The 16420-nt window shown below is 62.1% G+C and carries 14 protein-coding genes, 1 pseudogene and 1 other annotated feature; of the genes and pseudogenes, 7 read left to right on the forward strand and 8 right to left on the reverse strand.

What is annotated here, in order from left to right; all coding sequences use genetic code 11:
• Positions 1-87 precede the first annotated feature (87 nt).
• Genes BQ7471_RS00755 through BQ7471_RS00765 form a run of 3 tightly spaced genes read right to left on the reverse strand, consistent with a single transcriptional unit; the run spans position 88 to position 2647 of the window.
• On the reverse strand, positions 88-852 hold the full coding sequence (locus BQ7471_RS00755; RefSeq protein WP_129583290.1) for an ABC transporter permease: 765 nt from the start codon (positions 850-852) through the stop codon (positions 88-90).
• Complete coding sequence (locus tag BQ7471_RS00760; RefSeq protein ID WP_083663163.1) at positions 849-1697, reverse strand: ABC transporter permease; 849 nt, start codon at positions 1695-1697, stop codon at positions 849-851. Before BQ7471_RS00760 ends, BQ7471_RS00755 begins: the two co-directional genes overlap by 4 nt.
• On the reverse strand, positions 1694-2647 hold the full coding sequence (locus BQ7471_RS00765; protein WP_076463591.1) for an ABC transporter ATP-binding protein: 954 nt from the start codon (positions 2645-2647) through the stop codon (positions 1694-1696). Before BQ7471_RS00765 ends, BQ7471_RS00760 begins: the two co-directional genes overlap by 4 nt.
• Positions 2648-2833: 186 nt before the next feature.
• Here BQ7471_RS00765 and BQ7471_RS11985 point away from each other — a divergent pair, with 186 nt between their 5' ends.
• The 3 genes from BQ7471_RS11985 to BQ7471_RS00780 all read left to right on the forward strand — a co-directional run bounded on the left by BQ7471_RS11985 (position 2834) and on the right by BQ7471_RS00780 (position 5366).
• Entirely contained in the window at positions 2834-3181 is a 348-nt protein-coding gene (locus BQ7471_RS11985; protein ID WP_456236388.1) for a hypothetical protein, read from the forward strand.
• 129 nt (positions 3182-3310) lie between these two features.
• Positions 3311-4828: a DUF6531 domain-containing protein gene (locus BQ7471_RS00775; RefSeq protein WP_129583291.1), complete on the forward strand. Its 1518-nt coding sequence runs from the start codon at positions 3311-3313 to the stop codon at positions 4826-4828.
• Entirely contained in the window at positions 4785-5366 is a 582-nt protein-coding gene (locus BQ7471_RS00780; protein ID WP_076463460.1) for a hypothetical protein, read from the forward strand. Before BQ7471_RS00775 ends, BQ7471_RS00780 begins: the two co-directional genes overlap by 44 nt.
• 112 nt (positions 5367-5478) lie before the next feature.
• Here BQ7471_RS00780 and BQ7471_RS11565 read toward each other — a convergent pair whose 3' ends face one another.
• Positions 5479-6015 (reverse strand): hypothetical protein, encoded by a 537-nt coding sequence (locus BQ7471_RS11565; protein WP_235821192.1) that lies wholly within the window; start codon positions 6013-6015, stop codon positions 5479-5481.
• On the opposite strand from BQ7471_RS11565, the gene BQ7471_RS00790 reads away from it, so the two are divergent.
• A complete protein-coding gene (locus tag BQ7471_RS00790; protein WP_235821193.1) occupies positions 5989-6831 on the forward strand; it encodes an RHS repeat domain-containing protein in 843 nt (280 codons plus the stop codon). The two genes, BQ7471_RS11565 and BQ7471_RS00790, sit on opposite strands and share 27 nt — an antisense overlap.
• 328 nt (positions 6832-7159) lie before the next feature.
• Positions 7160-7292 (forward strand) — a sequence feature (AL1L pseudoknot).
• Between the two features lie 833 nt (positions 7293-8125).
• Here the strand turns inward: BQ7471_RS00790 and BQ7471_RS11820 are convergent.
• The 3 genes from BQ7471_RS11820 to BQ7471_RS00810 all read right to left on the reverse strand — a co-directional run bounded on the left by BQ7471_RS11820 (position 8126) and on the right by BQ7471_RS00810 (position 10372).
• The gene (locus BQ7471_RS11820; protein ID WP_083663165.1) at positions 8126-9055 is read right to left on the reverse strand and encodes an HsmA family protein; all 930 of its coding nucleotides are present in this window, start codon (positions 9053-9055) and stop codon (positions 8126-8128) included.
• A 17-nt stretch (positions 9056-9072) separates the two neighbouring features.
• Complete coding sequence (locus BQ7471_RS00805) at positions 9073-9651, reverse strand: TetR/AcrR family transcriptional regulator (RefSeq protein ID WP_076463465.1); 579 nt, start codon at positions 9649-9651, stop codon at positions 9073-9075.
• Positions 9652-9919: 268 nt separating this feature from the next.
• A complete protein-coding gene (locus BQ7471_RS00810) occupies positions 9920-10372 on the reverse strand; it encodes a hypothetical protein (RefSeq protein WP_076463466.1) in 453 nt (150 codons plus the stop codon).
• 189 nt (positions 10373-10561) lie between these two features.
• Between BQ7471_RS00810 and BQ7471_RS00815 the strand changes: the two genes are divergently transcribed.
• From BQ7471_RS00815 to BQ7471_RS11850, 3 genes and pseudogenes are all read left to right on the forward strand, one after another.
• A complete protein-coding gene (locus tag BQ7471_RS00815; RefSeq protein WP_076463468.1) occupies positions 10562-11482 on the forward strand; it encodes a magnesium transporter CorA family protein in 921 nt (306 codons plus the stop codon).
• 276 nt (positions 11483-11758) lie between these two features.
• Positions 11759-12116: pseudogene (locus BQ7471_RS00820) on the forward strand (IS110 family transposase); the annotation flags it as partial.
• A gap of 642 nt (positions 12117-12758) precedes the next feature.
• Positions 12759-13196, forward strand: a complete 438-nt coding sequence (locus BQ7471_RS11850) for a DDE-type integrase/transposase/recombinase (protein ID WP_407922668.1) — start codon at positions 12759-12761, stop codon at positions 13194-13196.
• A gap of 824 nt (positions 13197-14020) precedes the next feature.
• Here BQ7471_RS11850 and BQ7471_RS00835 read toward each other — a convergent pair.
• On the reverse strand, positions 14021-15973 hold the full coding sequence (locus BQ7471_RS00835) for a hypothetical protein (RefSeq protein ID WP_129583293.1): 1953 nt from the start codon (positions 15971-15973) through the stop codon (positions 14021-14023).
• Positions 15974-16420 lie beyond the last annotated feature (447 nt).

Raw genomic sequence — 16420 nt, forward strand, 5'->3', positions numbered from 1 at the left:
CTCCGGACCTCCCCTATTCGAACGCCGGGACGTTCTGCACATCATTCGTCGCTTCCCCCTCGTCGGGCCAGCGGATTCACGCTCCCCTCATCTTCTCTCGATCGTTCGATGGCGGACCACGAGGGCAGTGATCCCCACTGCGACAACGGTGTCGATGAGACCGGCCATGATGAGAATCGCAACCGTTTCCCCCTCGATCACCCCAGAACCGCTCACAGCGGACGATCCGAGGAGTATTCCCCGTGTGCATAAGGCGTGCGGGAGGGCGAAGGACAGCGCCCGAGCGATCGTGCCCGGCAGAACCGTCGAGAGAAAACCGAGGATCGAGGCCCCCATGGCGAGTGCGGCGGGCCCGGCGAAGGACTTCATCAGCATCGACAGCAACGATTGGACGAGGATGAGCGGCACCGAGAGGACGATGACGAGAAGGGATGAGGCGATGAAAGAAGGGGGGATGCTCGGGCCCAGACCGACGGCGGTCCCGAATGCCCAGGTGTAGCCGATGAAGCACGCTTGGAGCGCCGATGTCGGAATCATGATGACGAACGCCTTGGTGAGAACCAGTTTCAGGGGCGAGATTCCACAGGTCAATGCCGCATTCCATGAGGACGAGCGGTGTTCTGGACGCCAGACGGCGGAGGCGATGAGGCCGATCCCCACCGCGTAGAAGATGATTCCGTAGAACAAGGTCGTCTGACCGATCAGGGATACCCATCCATTATCAAGCACGTCCCTGTTCATCCAGTAGTTGATGCCTCCGGAGATGACGGCGAGCAACGACAGGAGCGGGACGAACGCCCACACCATCGAGCGGCGGAGTTTGAGAAGCTCTGCGCGGACCACGCCACTCACCTCTCGATCGTGTCCGCGCGGCGCGTCAGCACCACGAAAACGGCTGTTGCGAGGAGGACGAGCCCGATGAGCCACACGACGCCCGGCTCGCAGTATTCGATCTGCACGTGCTCGCCCTCGCCAATCAGGCGAGTCGGATTGATGACGGCGAAGTACCCCCACGGCAGCCAGCGGGCGACGGCCAGAGGAGCGAGGAACAGGTACATTCCCGCGAAGGCCCCCAGGATTCCGATTCCCATGCCGATGAGCTGGTTCTCGAAACGGGCGGAGAGGAGAACGTGACCGGCCGCGAGCGCGCAGTCGACGATCCAGAGCATGAGGAAGTAGCCGATCCAGGGACCCTCATCGAGGGGGACTGTGATCCCCGAATGCAGTCCGAGCAGAATCAGTGCTCCGAGCTGGAGACCGCACGCGAAAAGGAGAATCAGGGCGAGGACGATGAGTTTGACGCGCATGAGCCTCCCCGGCCTTGTCCCCGCTGCAGCGTTGAGGATCCATCCTCCCCCGCTGTTCTCCATATCCACCTGCCGAGAGGAGATGACGGCAACGAGGATCGGATGAAGGAGCGCGTTGATCATTGCGACGCCGAGGAGCTCGTGCGCCCACGGCGATTTCGACGGCTCGGAGGCGATCGCCTGGGAACTCGCGCTGTACAGGGTCGCTCCCTCGAAGAGGATGATGACGCCGATGAGAGCGAGGACGATCGCCGGGGTGCGCAAGCGTCGCATTTTCGAGATCTCTATCCTCACAAGTGCGACGAGGCCGATCCGGGCCCGTTCGGACACTCGCGCCTTCGAAGTTCCGGGGGCTCCCGTCGTCGACGAGGCTCTGACACGGGTGCTCATCGTAAACCGCCGTTCTGAGCGGTGAGATCCATGAACACGTCCTCCAATGATTGTGCCGCCCGTCGGACCTCGTGAATCGGGATATCGGCTTGTACGAGCTCGGCGATGACACGGGCGACATCGTCCTCGCGGCATCCGGGGACTGTGAGGCCGAGCGGAGTCACGCTCCCGGGGAAACCGAGGTCGTGCGCCCGTGCGGCTTGGGGAGTCGAGATGATGACATCGGGTATGGAACGGGAGAAGAGTTCGTCCCGGCTGCCCTGGAAGACGAGTCGCCCCTCGGACAGGATTCCGAGGACGGAGGCCATCTTGTCGACCTCGTCGAGGAGGTGACTGGAGACCATGACGGTGACGCCCTCGCCGGCGAGGCGGATGAGGAGTTCGCGGATTTCTTCAATTCCGGCGGGGTCGAGGCCGTTCGTCGGCTCGTCAAGGACGAGGAGGCGCGGCTGGCGCGCAAGCGCCATCGCGATGCCGAGCCGCTGCTTCATGCCGAGGGAGTACTGGCGTTGGAGACGATCCTTGTGCGCGGTGAGTCCGACGAGATCGAGGGCATGAGCGATCTGTTGATCCGTCAGGCGGAGCATCTTCTGGACTATCCGCATATTCTCCATTCCGGTGAGGTGGCCGTATCCGGGCGGAGTCTCGATCATCGAGCCGATGCGGGGCATGAGCTGGGCCCGAGTCCTTTCATCAGCGCGCCGTCCGAAGAGGTCGACCTCACCGGAAGTCGGGACGAGCAGGCCGAGGATCATCTTCATCGTCGTCGACTTGCCCGACCCGTTGGGGCCGAGGAACCCGTAGACGCATCCGGCGGGGATGCGAAGGTCGAGGGAATCAACGACTGCGCGGTCGTTGAAGCGCTTGGTGAGGTCATGGGTGACGACGACATCGGTGGCGGATGAGGCCGAGGAGTCCTCTTGTTGTTGCGACAATGTTGTATACGTCATGACGATGATGATGTCGTTTCGCCGGGCGCCCCGCATCATGCCGGGGGATCATTCTTGTCCTCGTCGACTCATACCAGGGTATGACGAGGTATAGCAGGCACTCTTTTACGGTGGGAGCATAGTAACGCCGAGTCCCGACGGACCAAGTCCGAACTCTGACGCACCGTCATCCCGAATTGGGGCGATCTGTTCGTCGCCTGCCTCGTGATCATGACGGCGCGGAATGACACCACGAACCCGGAAGGTTTAGCCGGGCGTGAAGTGTTCCTCCTTATGGGAGTGTGCACGGCGGTTGCGATCGCGTACAGGCGGCGCTTCCCTCTCGCTTGCGTCGGGCTCATCGCCGCTCTCATGGTTCTCCGCACTGTGCTCTTCACGCAGGTCAGCCTCGTCGCGATCGTGGCGACGCTCGTTTCCGTGTGGACGAGCCAATCCAGGATCGATCCCCCTGGCGCTGGCTGTCTTTCCGCCCTCGGACCAAGACCCGACCACTGCGATCCGACCACCGTCGAATCCCCTCCACAGGATTCTTAGAAGCCCTGTGACATCGTCTGGACAGTTGCCTAGTATGGGTCGCGGTTCGTTTCCCATCGTCCCGAGGTTCGCGCCTACCCGCTCATGTGTTCGACCGCCCTCGGGACGGCTTTGACACAAGAGGTTCTGATGTCTACTCCGATGACCACTGCGGATGTTCGTTTCGATTTCGCGGCGGCGTCGGATTTGGCGGCGAAGTGCCGGGCGGCCAAGTCGCGCATCGAGGAATTGCACGGTTCTCGACTGGGATGGGTGTTCACCGCCATGCAGGACTTCTCGGGCTATTTCTCCAGGCTCTTCGCCGAGAACTCGAGGGCTGAGGGCGTCGACGCGGCGAATCTGTGCACGTGCTTGGAGGATGTCGCTGCGAAGGCCGAGAAGCTGGCAGAACTTGCGCGTTTGGAGAATGCGGCGCGTGAGCGCGCCCGGGAGTGGCAGGCCCGCCGGGATCAGATGTGGGAGGTCACGCGGGAGTGGAACGACTTCTGGGATATTGATCAGCGTCCTGCGGGCACGAATGGTCCTGCACCGTCTTTGCAGATTGCGCCGACGACGATGCTGGCGCGTCAGACGCCGTCGTCGGGCACGGGAGCCGAGAACGGCACATCCTCTGCGCGACCGGAGAACCTGCGCTCCTTCGCCGTCAACTACGATGGCGCGGATGACGAGTTGGATTCGATCATCGCGGGACTTCGGGCGGCGGATCAGGCTTTCCAATCGGGGTGCGAGTGGGGAAGCCTGTCGGTCGCGTCGGTATGGACGGGCTTCGATTCGTACATCGCGGCGAATCGGGCGGATGCCCAGTGGGCGAATACGATCGCTGCGGCTTTCGAGGCCTCAGGCGGTTCAGGCGGAATCTCGACGTTGTCAAATGCGACGCTGATGTCGGCGTTGGCGGCTGTGGGCGTCGAATTGTCGCGTCAGGGCGTCGCCATGGTTCCGGCGCAGATGCAGGGCATCGCTCCTTCATCGGGTTTCGTCGACGATCCGGTCAATGCGGCGACAGGCAATTTCATCGAGCCGGAGACCGACCTGGCGTTCATGGGCGGCGCTGTGGGGATGGCGTGGCGCAGGATGTACAACTCCATGTCGACACAGGTCGGCGCGTTCGGTCCGGGCTGGTTCAGCGTCGCGGATTCGCGCGTCGAGCTCGACCAGGTCGGCGGGGTCGGCGAGGCCCGGTGGTGGATGCCCGATGGACGCCTGGTGCGTTTTCCTCGCGAGGGCGGGGGGTGGGGCCGTTCGCTGGGCGACTCGTTCTGGATTCGTCGTGAGGACCCCCTCGTCGGGGATTTCATCGTCTCCGACGCGGAGGGCGGAAGCTGGACCTATGATGCTTCCGGGCGTTTGATGGCGTTCACGCAGGGCCCTGGGACGACCGTATGCTGCGAATGGACGGGCGAAACTCTGTCCGCCCTCGTTCATGAGAGGGGCCGTCGCCTCGACATCACGTGGAGTGACGACTCCTCGCGGATCGTTGAGGTCGCAGGCTGCGGGCGTCGCGTGACGTACTCCTACGACGAGGCCGGGCCGAGTGTCCACCCAGTGTTCCCCTGCGGGGCGCGTGTCGCGCTACACCTACGCCCCGGGCGGTGTGACGGAGGTGTCGGATTCGGACGGATCGCGCGCGAACACGTGGATCAATGACGCGTCCGGGCGTCTCGTCGGCGTGATCGACGCCGATGGCGGCCACCAGCGTTTGGCGTACGACCGGTGGGGTCGGCGGGTCATGGCTGAGGACAGGTCGGGTGGTCTGACGGTCAGCGAGTACGACTCTCGCGGGCGCATGGTGGCGTCGTTGAACCCGGCGGGTGTGCGCACGCAGATGGCCTGGGATGAGCTCGATCGCCTCACCGAGATGGTCGTGTCGTATCCGGCGCCCGCGGATCCTCAGGGCGTCCCGGCTGCGGAGCCGATGTCGGTGTCTCGAACGAGTTTCGCTTACGAGGGCGATTCGCGCGATCCGAGCCTCATCGTCGACCCGGTTGGCGGGCGCACGACGATGGAGTGGGAGGCCGGCCTGTTGCGCTCGGTCTCGGATCCGACGGGTGTGTCATTGAGGTACGAGTACAACCGCTTCGGCGACCTTGTCGGAATCGTCAACGCCGAGGGCGGGCGGGCTTCGTTCGACTACGACGAGGCGCGGGCCGTCCGGTGTCGTTCACGTCCGCAGCGGGTTCGGTGACGCGCTACGCGTACGACGAGGCCGGTCGCGTGGTGTCGCGCCTGGATCCTGATGGCGCCCAGTGGCGGTGGGAGTTCAGCGATGCCGGGCGCCTGACGGCGACCATCGACCCTTATGGGGCGAGGTCGAGCGTCGAGTACGGGCCATCGGGTTTGGAGGCGTCGTCGACGGATCCGTTGGGCCGCGTCATTACGTCGACCTGGGATGACTTGGGGAATCTGGCTTCGGTGACGCTGCCGGATGGGCGGACCTGGGGATTCGTGCACGATCCGCTGTCGCGTTTGCGGGAGGTCGTCTCGCCGACTGGGGCGACCCGGTCGGCACGATCACTGAGGTCGCGTGGGGCCAGGATGCGTCCGCCGTCGATGATGAGGCCGTTGAGGGGGTCGTTTCGGATGCTTTGGGTCGGCCTGTCCGTTTCCGTGATGGGTCGGGCGATCAGATCGTCGTGCGCGATCCGGCGGGGCGCATCGCCGAGACCGTCGATGCGGACGGGACGCTGACGAGCATCGAACGCGATGCGGCGGGGCGGCCGATCCGTGTCGAGCGGGCCGGTGTTGCGACGACGATCGCCTACGACGCCCTTGGCCGCCGGGTACGAGTCGAGGGGTCCGCGGGTGCGGTGGAGTACGACTACGATGCGGACCACCGGCTCATCTGTCAGCGCGGGCCCGTGGGCGAGGTTCGCTACGAGTGGGATGTGTACTCTCGTTTGACGCGCGTCAGCGCACCCGGAACGACGCCGACCACGTACTCCTACGATCTGGCCGGTCGTCTCGTCGCGATGCGCGATGCGGCGTGGGGGAAGAGGCGTTTCGCTTACGACGCTGCGGGTCAGCTCACGTCGATCACGAATGCGTTGGGCGGGTCCACTCATTTCGGTTATGACGAGTGCGCTCGCCTGGTGTCGCAGACGAATCCCGTGGGCGGGACCACGCGGCGCGAGTACACGCCCGACGACCTCGTTTCGGCCGTCACTGACCCTGTGGGGCGCACGTGGCGAGCCGGCTACGACGCCGCCGGTCGTCTCCTGTTCACCGAGTCCCCCGATGGGGTGCGCGTCGACGCGTTGGCAGCGGTGCCGACTCCGGGCGACGTGGCGTGCGACGAGGCCTCTGACGACCTGGTGTACGTGCGCGACGAGGACGGGGCGCTGGTGCGCATCGAGGGCGGCGCGTTCGGGACCGTGTCGTATGAGTACGCCGATTCGTCGACCCGTATGATCGCCGAGGGCCTGACCCAACAGTGGGACACCGACGAGCTGGGCCGCGTCGCCTCCTACCAGGTCCAGACCCCGCAGGGATCGTCTACGACCGTCTTATCCTACGACGAGGCCGGGCGCCGCACCCGCGAGGACGGGCCCGACGGCGCCGTGTCCTACTCGTGGACCCCAACAAGTCAACTCGCCTCAATACAACGCGCCTTACAGACGTCGACCATCACCTGGGACAAAGACGGCCACTAGATCGTCCTGGGTTTGGTAGAGGCAGTGATGAGTGGGAAGGATCATTGTCATGACTATGTTCGGGGAAGTATCCGGATGAGTTGCGTGGGCGCGCGACTTGTTTGGCTCTTGAGGCCCGTCGGGACCCTGAGCGTTCCAGGGGCGCGATCGATAGGATCGCCGGCGAGCTGGGTGTGCATCCAGAATGCGTTGCACACGTGGGTCAAAAGAGTTGAGATTGATGGGGGTCTTCGGGCGGGGATGAGGGTGCGGATGCTCAGCGGATCAAGGAGTTGGAGAAAGAGAACCGCGAGCTTCGTAGGGCAAACGAGATCCTGCGCAAAGCGAGCGCGTATTGCGCCCAGGCGGAGCCGGGCCGCCGATAAGGGGGTGTCGATGGGTTCATCGACGCGAACCGAGCAGAGTACGGGGCCTAGCCGATCTGTGAACAGCTGACCGCAGCTGGCGTACAGGTCGCCCCGTCGGCTTATTGGGCGCGCAAGAGTCGGCCTGTGGTCGGTGCGAAGCAGGCGTGATGAGGTCTTGAAAGGAACAGATCGTGCGGATTCATGCCGACAACTACGAGGCCTTCGGGGCCCCAAAGATGCACGTGGTGCGGGGCCTGCTCGAGGTCGAAGCCCAGCATCGGGCAGGTCACGTCGCCCGATGCACCGTCGAACGCCTCATAACAGCCATGGGATCAGCGGTATCCGCTGGGCGAAGAGCCCGAAGACCACCCGGTCCGCGCCCAAGGAATTGTGCCCGATAGACACTGGTCAACAGGCATTTCGCGGCATTGGCTCCGAACATGTTGTGGGTGGCGGACATTCCCCCGCAAGCGGGAGGTGCCCCCGTCTACGTGCGCACCTTCTCGGGGTGGGTGAATCGTCGCGTTCACCCGCCAACGTGATTCTCACGTCAAATCGTCGGGTGGCAGACCCCACCAGCGTGTACGCCGACCTCGCCCTCGACGCATTGAAGATGGCGATCTGGCAACACAAAACGCGACAGGGGCCGACCTATCCGGCCTCGTCCACCACTCCGACCAGGGCATCCAGTACCGGGCAAGTCCGCTACGGCCAAGCCCCAGACGACTGCAAGGCCGTCGCCTCAGTCGGCTCCACAGGTGACTCCACTCGACAACGCCCTAACCGAAGCCTTGAACTCCCTGTACAAAGCCGAACTCATCCGCCACAAAGGCCCCTGGGAATCCATCGACGACGATGGGCCTGCTTCGAGCCCGCCGAGTCCGGGGCCGAGTTGGCCGCCTGGCTGAACGGGGTGCCCGGCTGAGGCCGCGTCCGTTAAGTCGGCCTCAGGCCGCGAATTCCTTCTTCGCGTGGAAGGTCCAGCCCTCCCCGCGGGCGCGGTGCATGAGGAATCCGACTCCGGTCAGAGCCAATGCGATGCCCAGCCCCGTGTAGAAGAAAGCGACGAACCAGTCGGGTGCGAGCCCGGCGGCTCGCGCCCCGAAGCCGCCGCCCATCATGACGGCCATGATGATGTATCCCTTGGCGTCGAGGAACCGCAGGGGACTTTGCGCGGGGACGACGAGAGCGCGAATGCGCGCGGAGTTCTTCTTGACGATGCGCCCGAACATGGTGTGGAAGGCGAGGAACACGGCAACGCCGCCGACTCCGAGCAGTGCGGCGATGATGAGCCCGGTGCCATTGAGCGTGAACGCGGAGCGGATGCCGAGGTTGGCGACGTTGATCCCGGCGATGAACCAGACGATTCCGGCGATGACGAGGAGGTTCTCTTTGTTGATGCGCACTGCTGCTCGCGGGCCAAGGTTGAGGACGGCGGCGATGATCGCGACGGCGACCAATGAGACGGTGATGATCGCGATGTTCGACAGGTTCACGGCGGGGATGCCCAGCAGCATGCCGATGAAGTAGGGCACGAGCCAGAAGAGCCAGACGACGACGCTGAAGCGGTGGAATCCGGCGAGCCGGCGCTCGTTGCGCCGGATGAGGATGATCGTGGCCCACACGGCGTGGAAGGCCATGAGGCCGAGGGCGAGCGCCCCCGAGACGGCGTGCATGGGAGCGACTCCCCCACCTGCCTCGGAGGAGATCTTCGACATGACGGTCGTGCCGGCGGTGTCGAAGATGAATCCGGTCCAGAAGAAGGCGAGGTGGCGGGACGTGAGGGTTCCGGCGCGGCGCTCACCGAAGACGCCGATGGTGTAGGAGACGAGGGCGAGGGTGATGGTGCCGGAGGCGATGACGATGAGAGGGGTCATGGTGGTTCTTTCGCCGTTCAGTGGTGGGTTGCTGACTCGCCGTAGAGGGCGGAGTCGAGGAGGGCGAAGAGTGTGGCGCAGTCGGTTCCGTTCTGGACGGCTGCGAGGAGGTGCTCGGCGATGAAGGAGCACAGGACCTTCGGGGCGAGGGGCCCGACGAGGGCGGCGGGTTCGATGTCGGGGTCCGCGGCGAGGACGCGCGCGAGGCCGGTTTCGATGTGGCCGAGTCGGGCGGCCTGGGCGGCGCGCCCTGCTGTTCGCTCTTCATAGGGGAGCTTGCGGATCTCCTTGAGCCAGGTGGTGCGGTACTCGCCGAGGACGCGCACGAGGGCGCCCTCGAGTCTGCGCAGGTAGTCGACGAATCCTTCACCGGGTTCGACGCGGCAGAACTCGTCGACGATGGCGGCGCGGAAGAAGCGCTCGACGACGGCGGTCGTCAGGTCGGTCTTGGCGGGGAAGAAGTTGTAGACGGATCCGATGGAGATGGAGCATTCGGAAGCGAGGCGGCGGATGGACAGGGCGGATAGGCCGTCGCGTTCGGCGATGTCGTAGGCGGTATCGACGAGGCGGTCTCGTTCGATCGTCTGCTTGGGCACGTCCCCACCTTTCTGAACACTGTTCACTGAACACTGTTTATCATAGCGTTCGCATGACTCTCGTCAAGAGGAGGGACTGCGCCCTCTCCCACCTGTTCGCCCCGCCCTCGTCACCGCGCCTGTCGCGGTGCGCGCCGGTTCCACGGCGATGGCGACGATCCCGGTGAGGGCACGTTCTTCTCCGCGATCCCCGCCTCGAAGGACTGCTCGATGATCATCCTCCGCGGCTCCGGTCAGTGACCGGAGAGCGGGACTCCAACGCCCCGTTCTAGGCCCGTTCGGCCAGGTACCTCTCTACCTCGTCGGGCTCGAGGCGACGGATGCGGGCCCTGGCGAACTTGAGGAACCGACCGGTTTCGAACTCGGGCTCACCGCTCGCACAGGTTCTCCCGCGGTTCTTCTCGAGGTAGGCCGCGAGCTCCTTCCGGTCGGTGAAGATCTTGTACGAACGCCTGCCGTTCGCACTGTCGATGGCGTAGATGCCGCAGGCACGCCCCATTGTCGCGTCGGCGGCACGCAGGTAGAGACGGGCGACGTCGAGCGAGCGGAAGGGGAAGTTCCAGCGATGCAGTCCGCGCACGGGATCGGCCTCGATGCAGATGCAGCGCCCGCAAGTCCCGCACACGTATTGGGTGTGGGCGCGCAGGCACTTCTCCGGCTCGAGAAGCGGCGTCGTGCGAGGATCGGCGCTGTAGCATTCGACACATTCGGTGGCGGACACGGCTGCCTCCTCTGCTCGCTCGATACGGGGCGCCCTCGTGGCGGCGCGGTATGTGAAGGGTAGGAACAACAACTGTTGGTGTCAATGCCGATCGTCACCGAAGCGGGTCGATTCGACCCGGCGCGAAGACGATGGAAACCCAACGGGCGTGGCACACTCGTAGCGTTACCGGATCATTCAGGAGGACCCATGCACTACCTCATCGGGGAGCACCTCATCGAATGCGACGAGGCCGACCTCGCGGCGGCGGACCGACAGTTCGTCGTCATCTTGACTCCCGAGGGGTGGAGCCGCAAGCGCGACTCCTTCGACATGGGGATCGATTTCGACCCGGATGTCGCCACCGCCCTCGACACCCAGGCGGACGCGAACTACGACGCGATCACGGGCACGATCTTCATCCCCGATCGCGCCAACCCGGACCTTCCGGAGGCGCGCTTCGCGTTCGCCCTCGACGAGAAGGGCGTCGTGTTCATTGACGCGGAGAACACTGCGGCGACCCTGATCCGCGCGATCGCGGCGACGAAGAGGTGGAGGCAACCGGGGTTGGAGCGGTTCCTGGCGGATTTCCTCGGCCAGATCATCAAGGGCGACGCGAAGCTGCTACGCGGCTACGAGCGCGAGCTCGATGACATGGAGGACGCGATCGTTGCAGGGGTTGCCAGCGGCCACTTCGCGACCCGCATCAATGAGATGCGCTCGGAACTGCGCGATCTGGACGATCACTACATGCATCTCATGGACCTGACGGACCTGCTCGAGGAGAACGAGAACGGGTTCTTCCGCGACGAGGATCTGCGCTACTTCCGGACGATCTCGAGTCGGCTCGACAAACTGCGCGACCAGGCGGGTTCGCTTCGCGATCAGGCACTGCAAATGCGAGACCTGCACAAAATGCACCTCGACATCCAGCAGAACCACATCATGACGGTCCTGACGGTGCTCACGGCGATCTTCGCGCCGCTGACCCTCATCGTCGGCTGGTACGGCATGAACTTCACGCACATGCCGGAGTTGTCGGCCTGGTGGGGCTACCCCGGCGTCATCGCCCTGTCGCTGATCATCGCAGTGGGGTCGGTGGTGTGGTTCAAGCGCAAAAAGTGGCTGTAGCGACCTCCACCCTTCGCCGAGGTCATCACCTTCTCCGTTGCTTTGTTGGTGGTCCCTGGTGGTAGGTGCCGGGGGTTGGGCCAGTTGCTGCGGGCATGATGTCTTGCCCCTGTCTCCAATGATCCGGGGAGTGTTGTCACCCGCGGCAGTCGGGCGCTGGTGACCGCTGATAAGGGGAACGGCCCACTGGGTGTGAGGTCTTTCGCAGGCGTGGGTGCGGGGCCGGTCGTCCACCGGCTGGCCCCGCACCCATTTAAGCCAGAGGCAGCAGGAAAGATGGATATCGAGGATGTCGAGGTCTTCATCGGCGTCGACGTCGGCAAGACGGACCACTGGGCTACGGCCCTGAACCGGGACGGGCGGAAGGGTCTGTGACAAGGCCCTGCCCAACGACGAGGACCGGCTGCGCGAGGTCTACCAGCATCTACGAGAGAAGGGACGGGTGCTGGTGGTGGTCGACCAGCCCCCCACCATCGGTGCCCTGGCCGTGACGGTAGCCCAAGCCATAGGCTACCTGCCCGCACTGTCCATGAGACGCATCGCCGACCTGACACCGGGCAGCGCCAAGACCGACGCGAAGGACGCTGCCATCATCGCCAACGCTGCCAGGACCATGCCCCGCACCCTAAGAGCCACCACACAAATGCCCCTCGAAGGGTCTGGTGTGGGGGTTGGTGGCACGTGATGTGAGTGTATGAGGGTGTGTTTGGGGAGGTTGAAATGTCCCGGGTTTGTTTCTGTTTGAGTGGATGGGAAAGTCTGGAGTATGCCGAAGAAAATGTGATCAGGAAGCGAAGGGTCGGGTTGTCTGGTTGGTTGAGGACAGGATCCTTGCCGAGGGACTCTCGATTCACGATGCGCGCCAAGTTGTGGCGCCCAAGCTTGGGGTCTTGTGGCATACGGCACGGCAATGGTTACAACAAGCACGTAAGACGGGTCGGGTCACGCGCGCTGAAGAGGATCTGATTGCTGAGAACGCCCGGGTTGCGCCGGGAAATCAAGAGCTACGGGATACGAACGCGTTATTGAAAGCAGCCTCGGCTTTTTTCGCGTCGGAACTCGACCCCCACCGTCGGAAATGATCGCATTCATTGGTAAATACCGCGATCATTTCAGCGTCGAGTTCATCTATCAGACGTTAAATGAGCAGCGCTAGGGAGGCCTCATCACCTCCCGCGGTTACCGTTACGCTAAGCATGGCTCGCCCAGTGTCAGGAGCGTTCGGGACCTGGAGCTTGTTGGCAAGGTTCGCCAGATACATGCCACGAACTACGGTGTGTACGGGATAAGGAAAATGTGGCACACGCGTTCCCGCTGCGGCTTGCAGGTCGGACGGGAGCAGACCACACAGTTGATGCGCTTGGCAGGAGTGTCAGGCAACCGCAAGGGGGGCCGATCGCCGATCACCACACGCAAAGGCAGGACGGAAGATACCAGGCCGGATTCAGTGCATCGTGAGTTTTACGCCCCTGAGCCGAACCGCCGGTGGGTGGCTGATATCACCTATGTTCGCACAAGGGCTGGCTTCGTCTATACAACGTTCGTTACGAACGTGCTCTCACGCAAGATTGTGGGATGGGCGCTTTCGGATTCGATGCGCACTGAAGCCTTGCCGCTACACGCATCGAATCAATGCGATCACCAGCGCAAAAGAGACTGTGAGGCTGGTTCATCATTCGGATCACGGATCGCAGTACGTCAGCATTATGTATAACGAGAGGTATTATCAATGCGGGTAGCATGCCATCGACTGGGACGGTTGGGGCTTCTTACGATAACGCGCTGGCTGAGAACGTGAACGGCTCATACAAGAACGAGTCGATCCATAACCGTACCCGGCACGATGCGCCCAAGACCGAGAACGCGACGTTCAAGCGGGCGAACTGACGGAACACACCCCACCCCCACCACCCCCTCAACTACCACACACCGGACAAGATCAAAAACGACCACTAGCACATCACAAGCACCACAAAGAAAACGAAAACCAAAGCAAACACCCAGAAAACAAACCCAAGACACTTCAAACAACAACCACCACCCAAACTCCACAGCCACCAAAACCAACACCAGACCCCAAGCCTTAAACCCAAGACTGCACTCCTAGGACACGACCCAATCTCCTTAGCAAAACAGATCAAAACAAAACCCAGAACACTTCAGTCAGAAGCGATCTTCCACACGGTCCGATCACACATGGGCACGCCACCAACCCGGCTACCCCGCCACTACACCCTCAAATGCGAAGAGCCCCTGAATGCGCCGCTTCAACGCCCGACACTCGGTCGGCTCTGAAACCGTCGGCACGTTCGGGCCTTCAGCCTGCTCTGCTTTGTGTATCCAGCGGCACAGGCGCAACTCGGCAATACCGAAATCAGCAGCAACCTGACCGACAGGAACATCACTTGTACGCCCCACACACAACGCCCTCACGGAACTCTTGAGGGGCACACCCTAGGCATAATGACACCCCTCCAGAACACACTGATACGCTCACATCACGTGTCACCAATCCTTACACAGACTCATTCCTTACTCTCACGCGCTCTGTGTATTCTTCAGGTGCCGTCCAATATACCCGATGACTACCTTCCCCAGATCGCTTGTTCGATCCTCGAAGTACAGGCGGGGACTCACCGACTTGAAGCGTTGGATCTCAATATGAGCGTGCATCTTCCGATATCCAGTAGGATCGACTTCCTTCGGAACTTTGAAAGTCCTCTGATCTCCCCACTTATTCTGGGAGGTATCGGACTCAGAGTCACGTACCCGATCGGCGGCGATGAGACGCGCCCCAGGAGGAGCGCCTTCCCGAAGGTATTGATGGATCCCTCCTTTGAATTCTCTTCCTTCTTCACTTGAGCGGAAAGCAGCATACTCATCCAGCATTGCGAGGATGTCGAAGGTCTCTCTCAACCAGGACAATGAGCGCCCATGACGACTGAGCTCGTTCGTATCCTTCGGATCGTAGGTGAACCATAGGTGGGTAAAGACTTCGGGACCGAGGATCTCAAGCTCTTCCCATTCGGAGAAGTCGATGCCTTCATAGGGGTCTTCCTTCTCGCGATAGAGTTCATTATTGACTCCTTTCTTCCGAAGCTCACTCACCGCGATTCCGAGTTTGTACCGGATAGAGCGTAGTTCTTTTTCGAGAGTCTTCTTCGCCTCAAGTTGAATCTCAACTTCAAGTGTCTTGTCCTGAAGATCGGCATTCAAGCCCGCAATGGCCGACTCATATTCTTGTCGTCGACGATCGAGCTCATCGATGTGGAGCTCGATTGAGCGAGCATATCGAGCTTTTGAAAGCGCCGCCTCTTCATGCAGGCGGAGGTTCTCGGTCTTGGTCACTGCGAGCGAACACTCCCTCTCCTCAAGACGTGCACGAAGATCGTGAACCTCGATACGAAGCATTTCAAGCTCCTCATCGGTTTCCCCTTCAAAGGCCGCTGTCGGTGTGGCCTCGGGCTCCGCATGCTCAGCGGATGCAGGCACTTCGAGTTGTTCAAGGATCTCCCCACTATCAGGGCGGGACCCAGGATTGATGGATAGTGGTCCGGCCGACGGAAGTTGAACATCACTATGATCGTTCGAGCTCCTCTCAAAAGTCATGCGATCGAACTCTGCTCCGGTGACCGTATCGAGGCGGCGCATGAATGGATCGGGGGGAAGAGAGCTTGAATGCGCCCGGCTCAGGCGCCCGAACATCCGCGCGAGTTCTTTGCGGTTCTTCCCCAGCAGTGCGCGAGCTGTGAGGACTCGATGGCGCAGTCCGTCGCTGGGATCGTCAAGGAGGGCACCCGGTTTGAAAGTTCGCAGAGCATACGGAGTAAGAACGTGCGCCTTTGAAACTCGTGCATTAACCATCTCTGTCGCAGCGGGATGGAGGAGGAAGACGGTTGCCTGACCGGCACATTCGGTCGTAATATCATCGAGGATCTGTCTCCAGGTCGCTGCCTCGACCGTCCCATCGGTGCCGCAGGCGATGATAAGTCCCCGGTGCTTCTCATCCGCCAAATGATCGAGGAATTCTTCCACCCCCTCTTCATCGAACACGATGATCGGATCATCAGAGGTCCTCATATTCCGATCGAAGCATGCATAACCATCGAGGATGTTCTTCACGAGCCAAGGGCGATTGGAGAACATCGGGTGCCCCGGCCAGTTCGGATCCTCCGGGACATCGATCTCCACGGAGACAAGAGGGAACAGCCACTGCTTCTTTTGGCTACGACCGACAAGGAGAGTCGTTACCCATTGCCCCGCCTTCTGTGGGCGATCAAAATAGACGAGCTTGGCATACTCGTCACCTGCCGCTGTGGTACCCCTCCCGTAGATCGCCCGCGACCCATCAGGAAAAGGCTTTTCTACCCACGGTTCCAGATCATCGACCCCCGTGAGCTGCTTTTGTTTGCGCAGCCAGTCGAATCCCTCACGCAAGAGAACGTCGATCGCGTTCTCCGCTTCGATTCCCTCGGACTTTACAACGTTCACGGTGAATGTGGTCCGATAACCCAACAATCCGATCACTCCTTCCGATGATCAGGATCTCAGAGTGCGTAGGCATTTGCGGTCACTTCATTGAAGGTGACGCTCGACGGTACGACAAGATGGCTCTGGCATGCTGGCCCGGTACTGTCAGACCGAGGTCGTCGAGACTGCAGAACTTGGTCAGATCAGCAGTGGCGAAGGTAGCGTGGTCCATGCCGAGGTCATCTGGATAGGCAGTGTGATAACTACCATCATCAGAATACGTCAATCCCTGTCGACAGCCGGACACTACTACTGACCTAAACCCTCAAATGTGAAGAGCGAGATCTCCTCGCCAACCTAGACCATCCCCGATCAACAACAGACCAAGCGAGGCCGTCTGTGAGTCTGGTCTTGGTTGGTTTGGGATCGGCTGGTCAGGATGGATGCCGGTCGTGTTGATCCGGGTGT

This window comes from Actinomyces mediterranea (genome assembly GCF_900155595.1).
In the GTDB taxonomy this organism is placed as follows: Bacteria; Actinomycetota; Actinomycetes; order Actinomycetales; family Actinomycetaceae; genus Pauljensenia; species Pauljensenia mediterranea.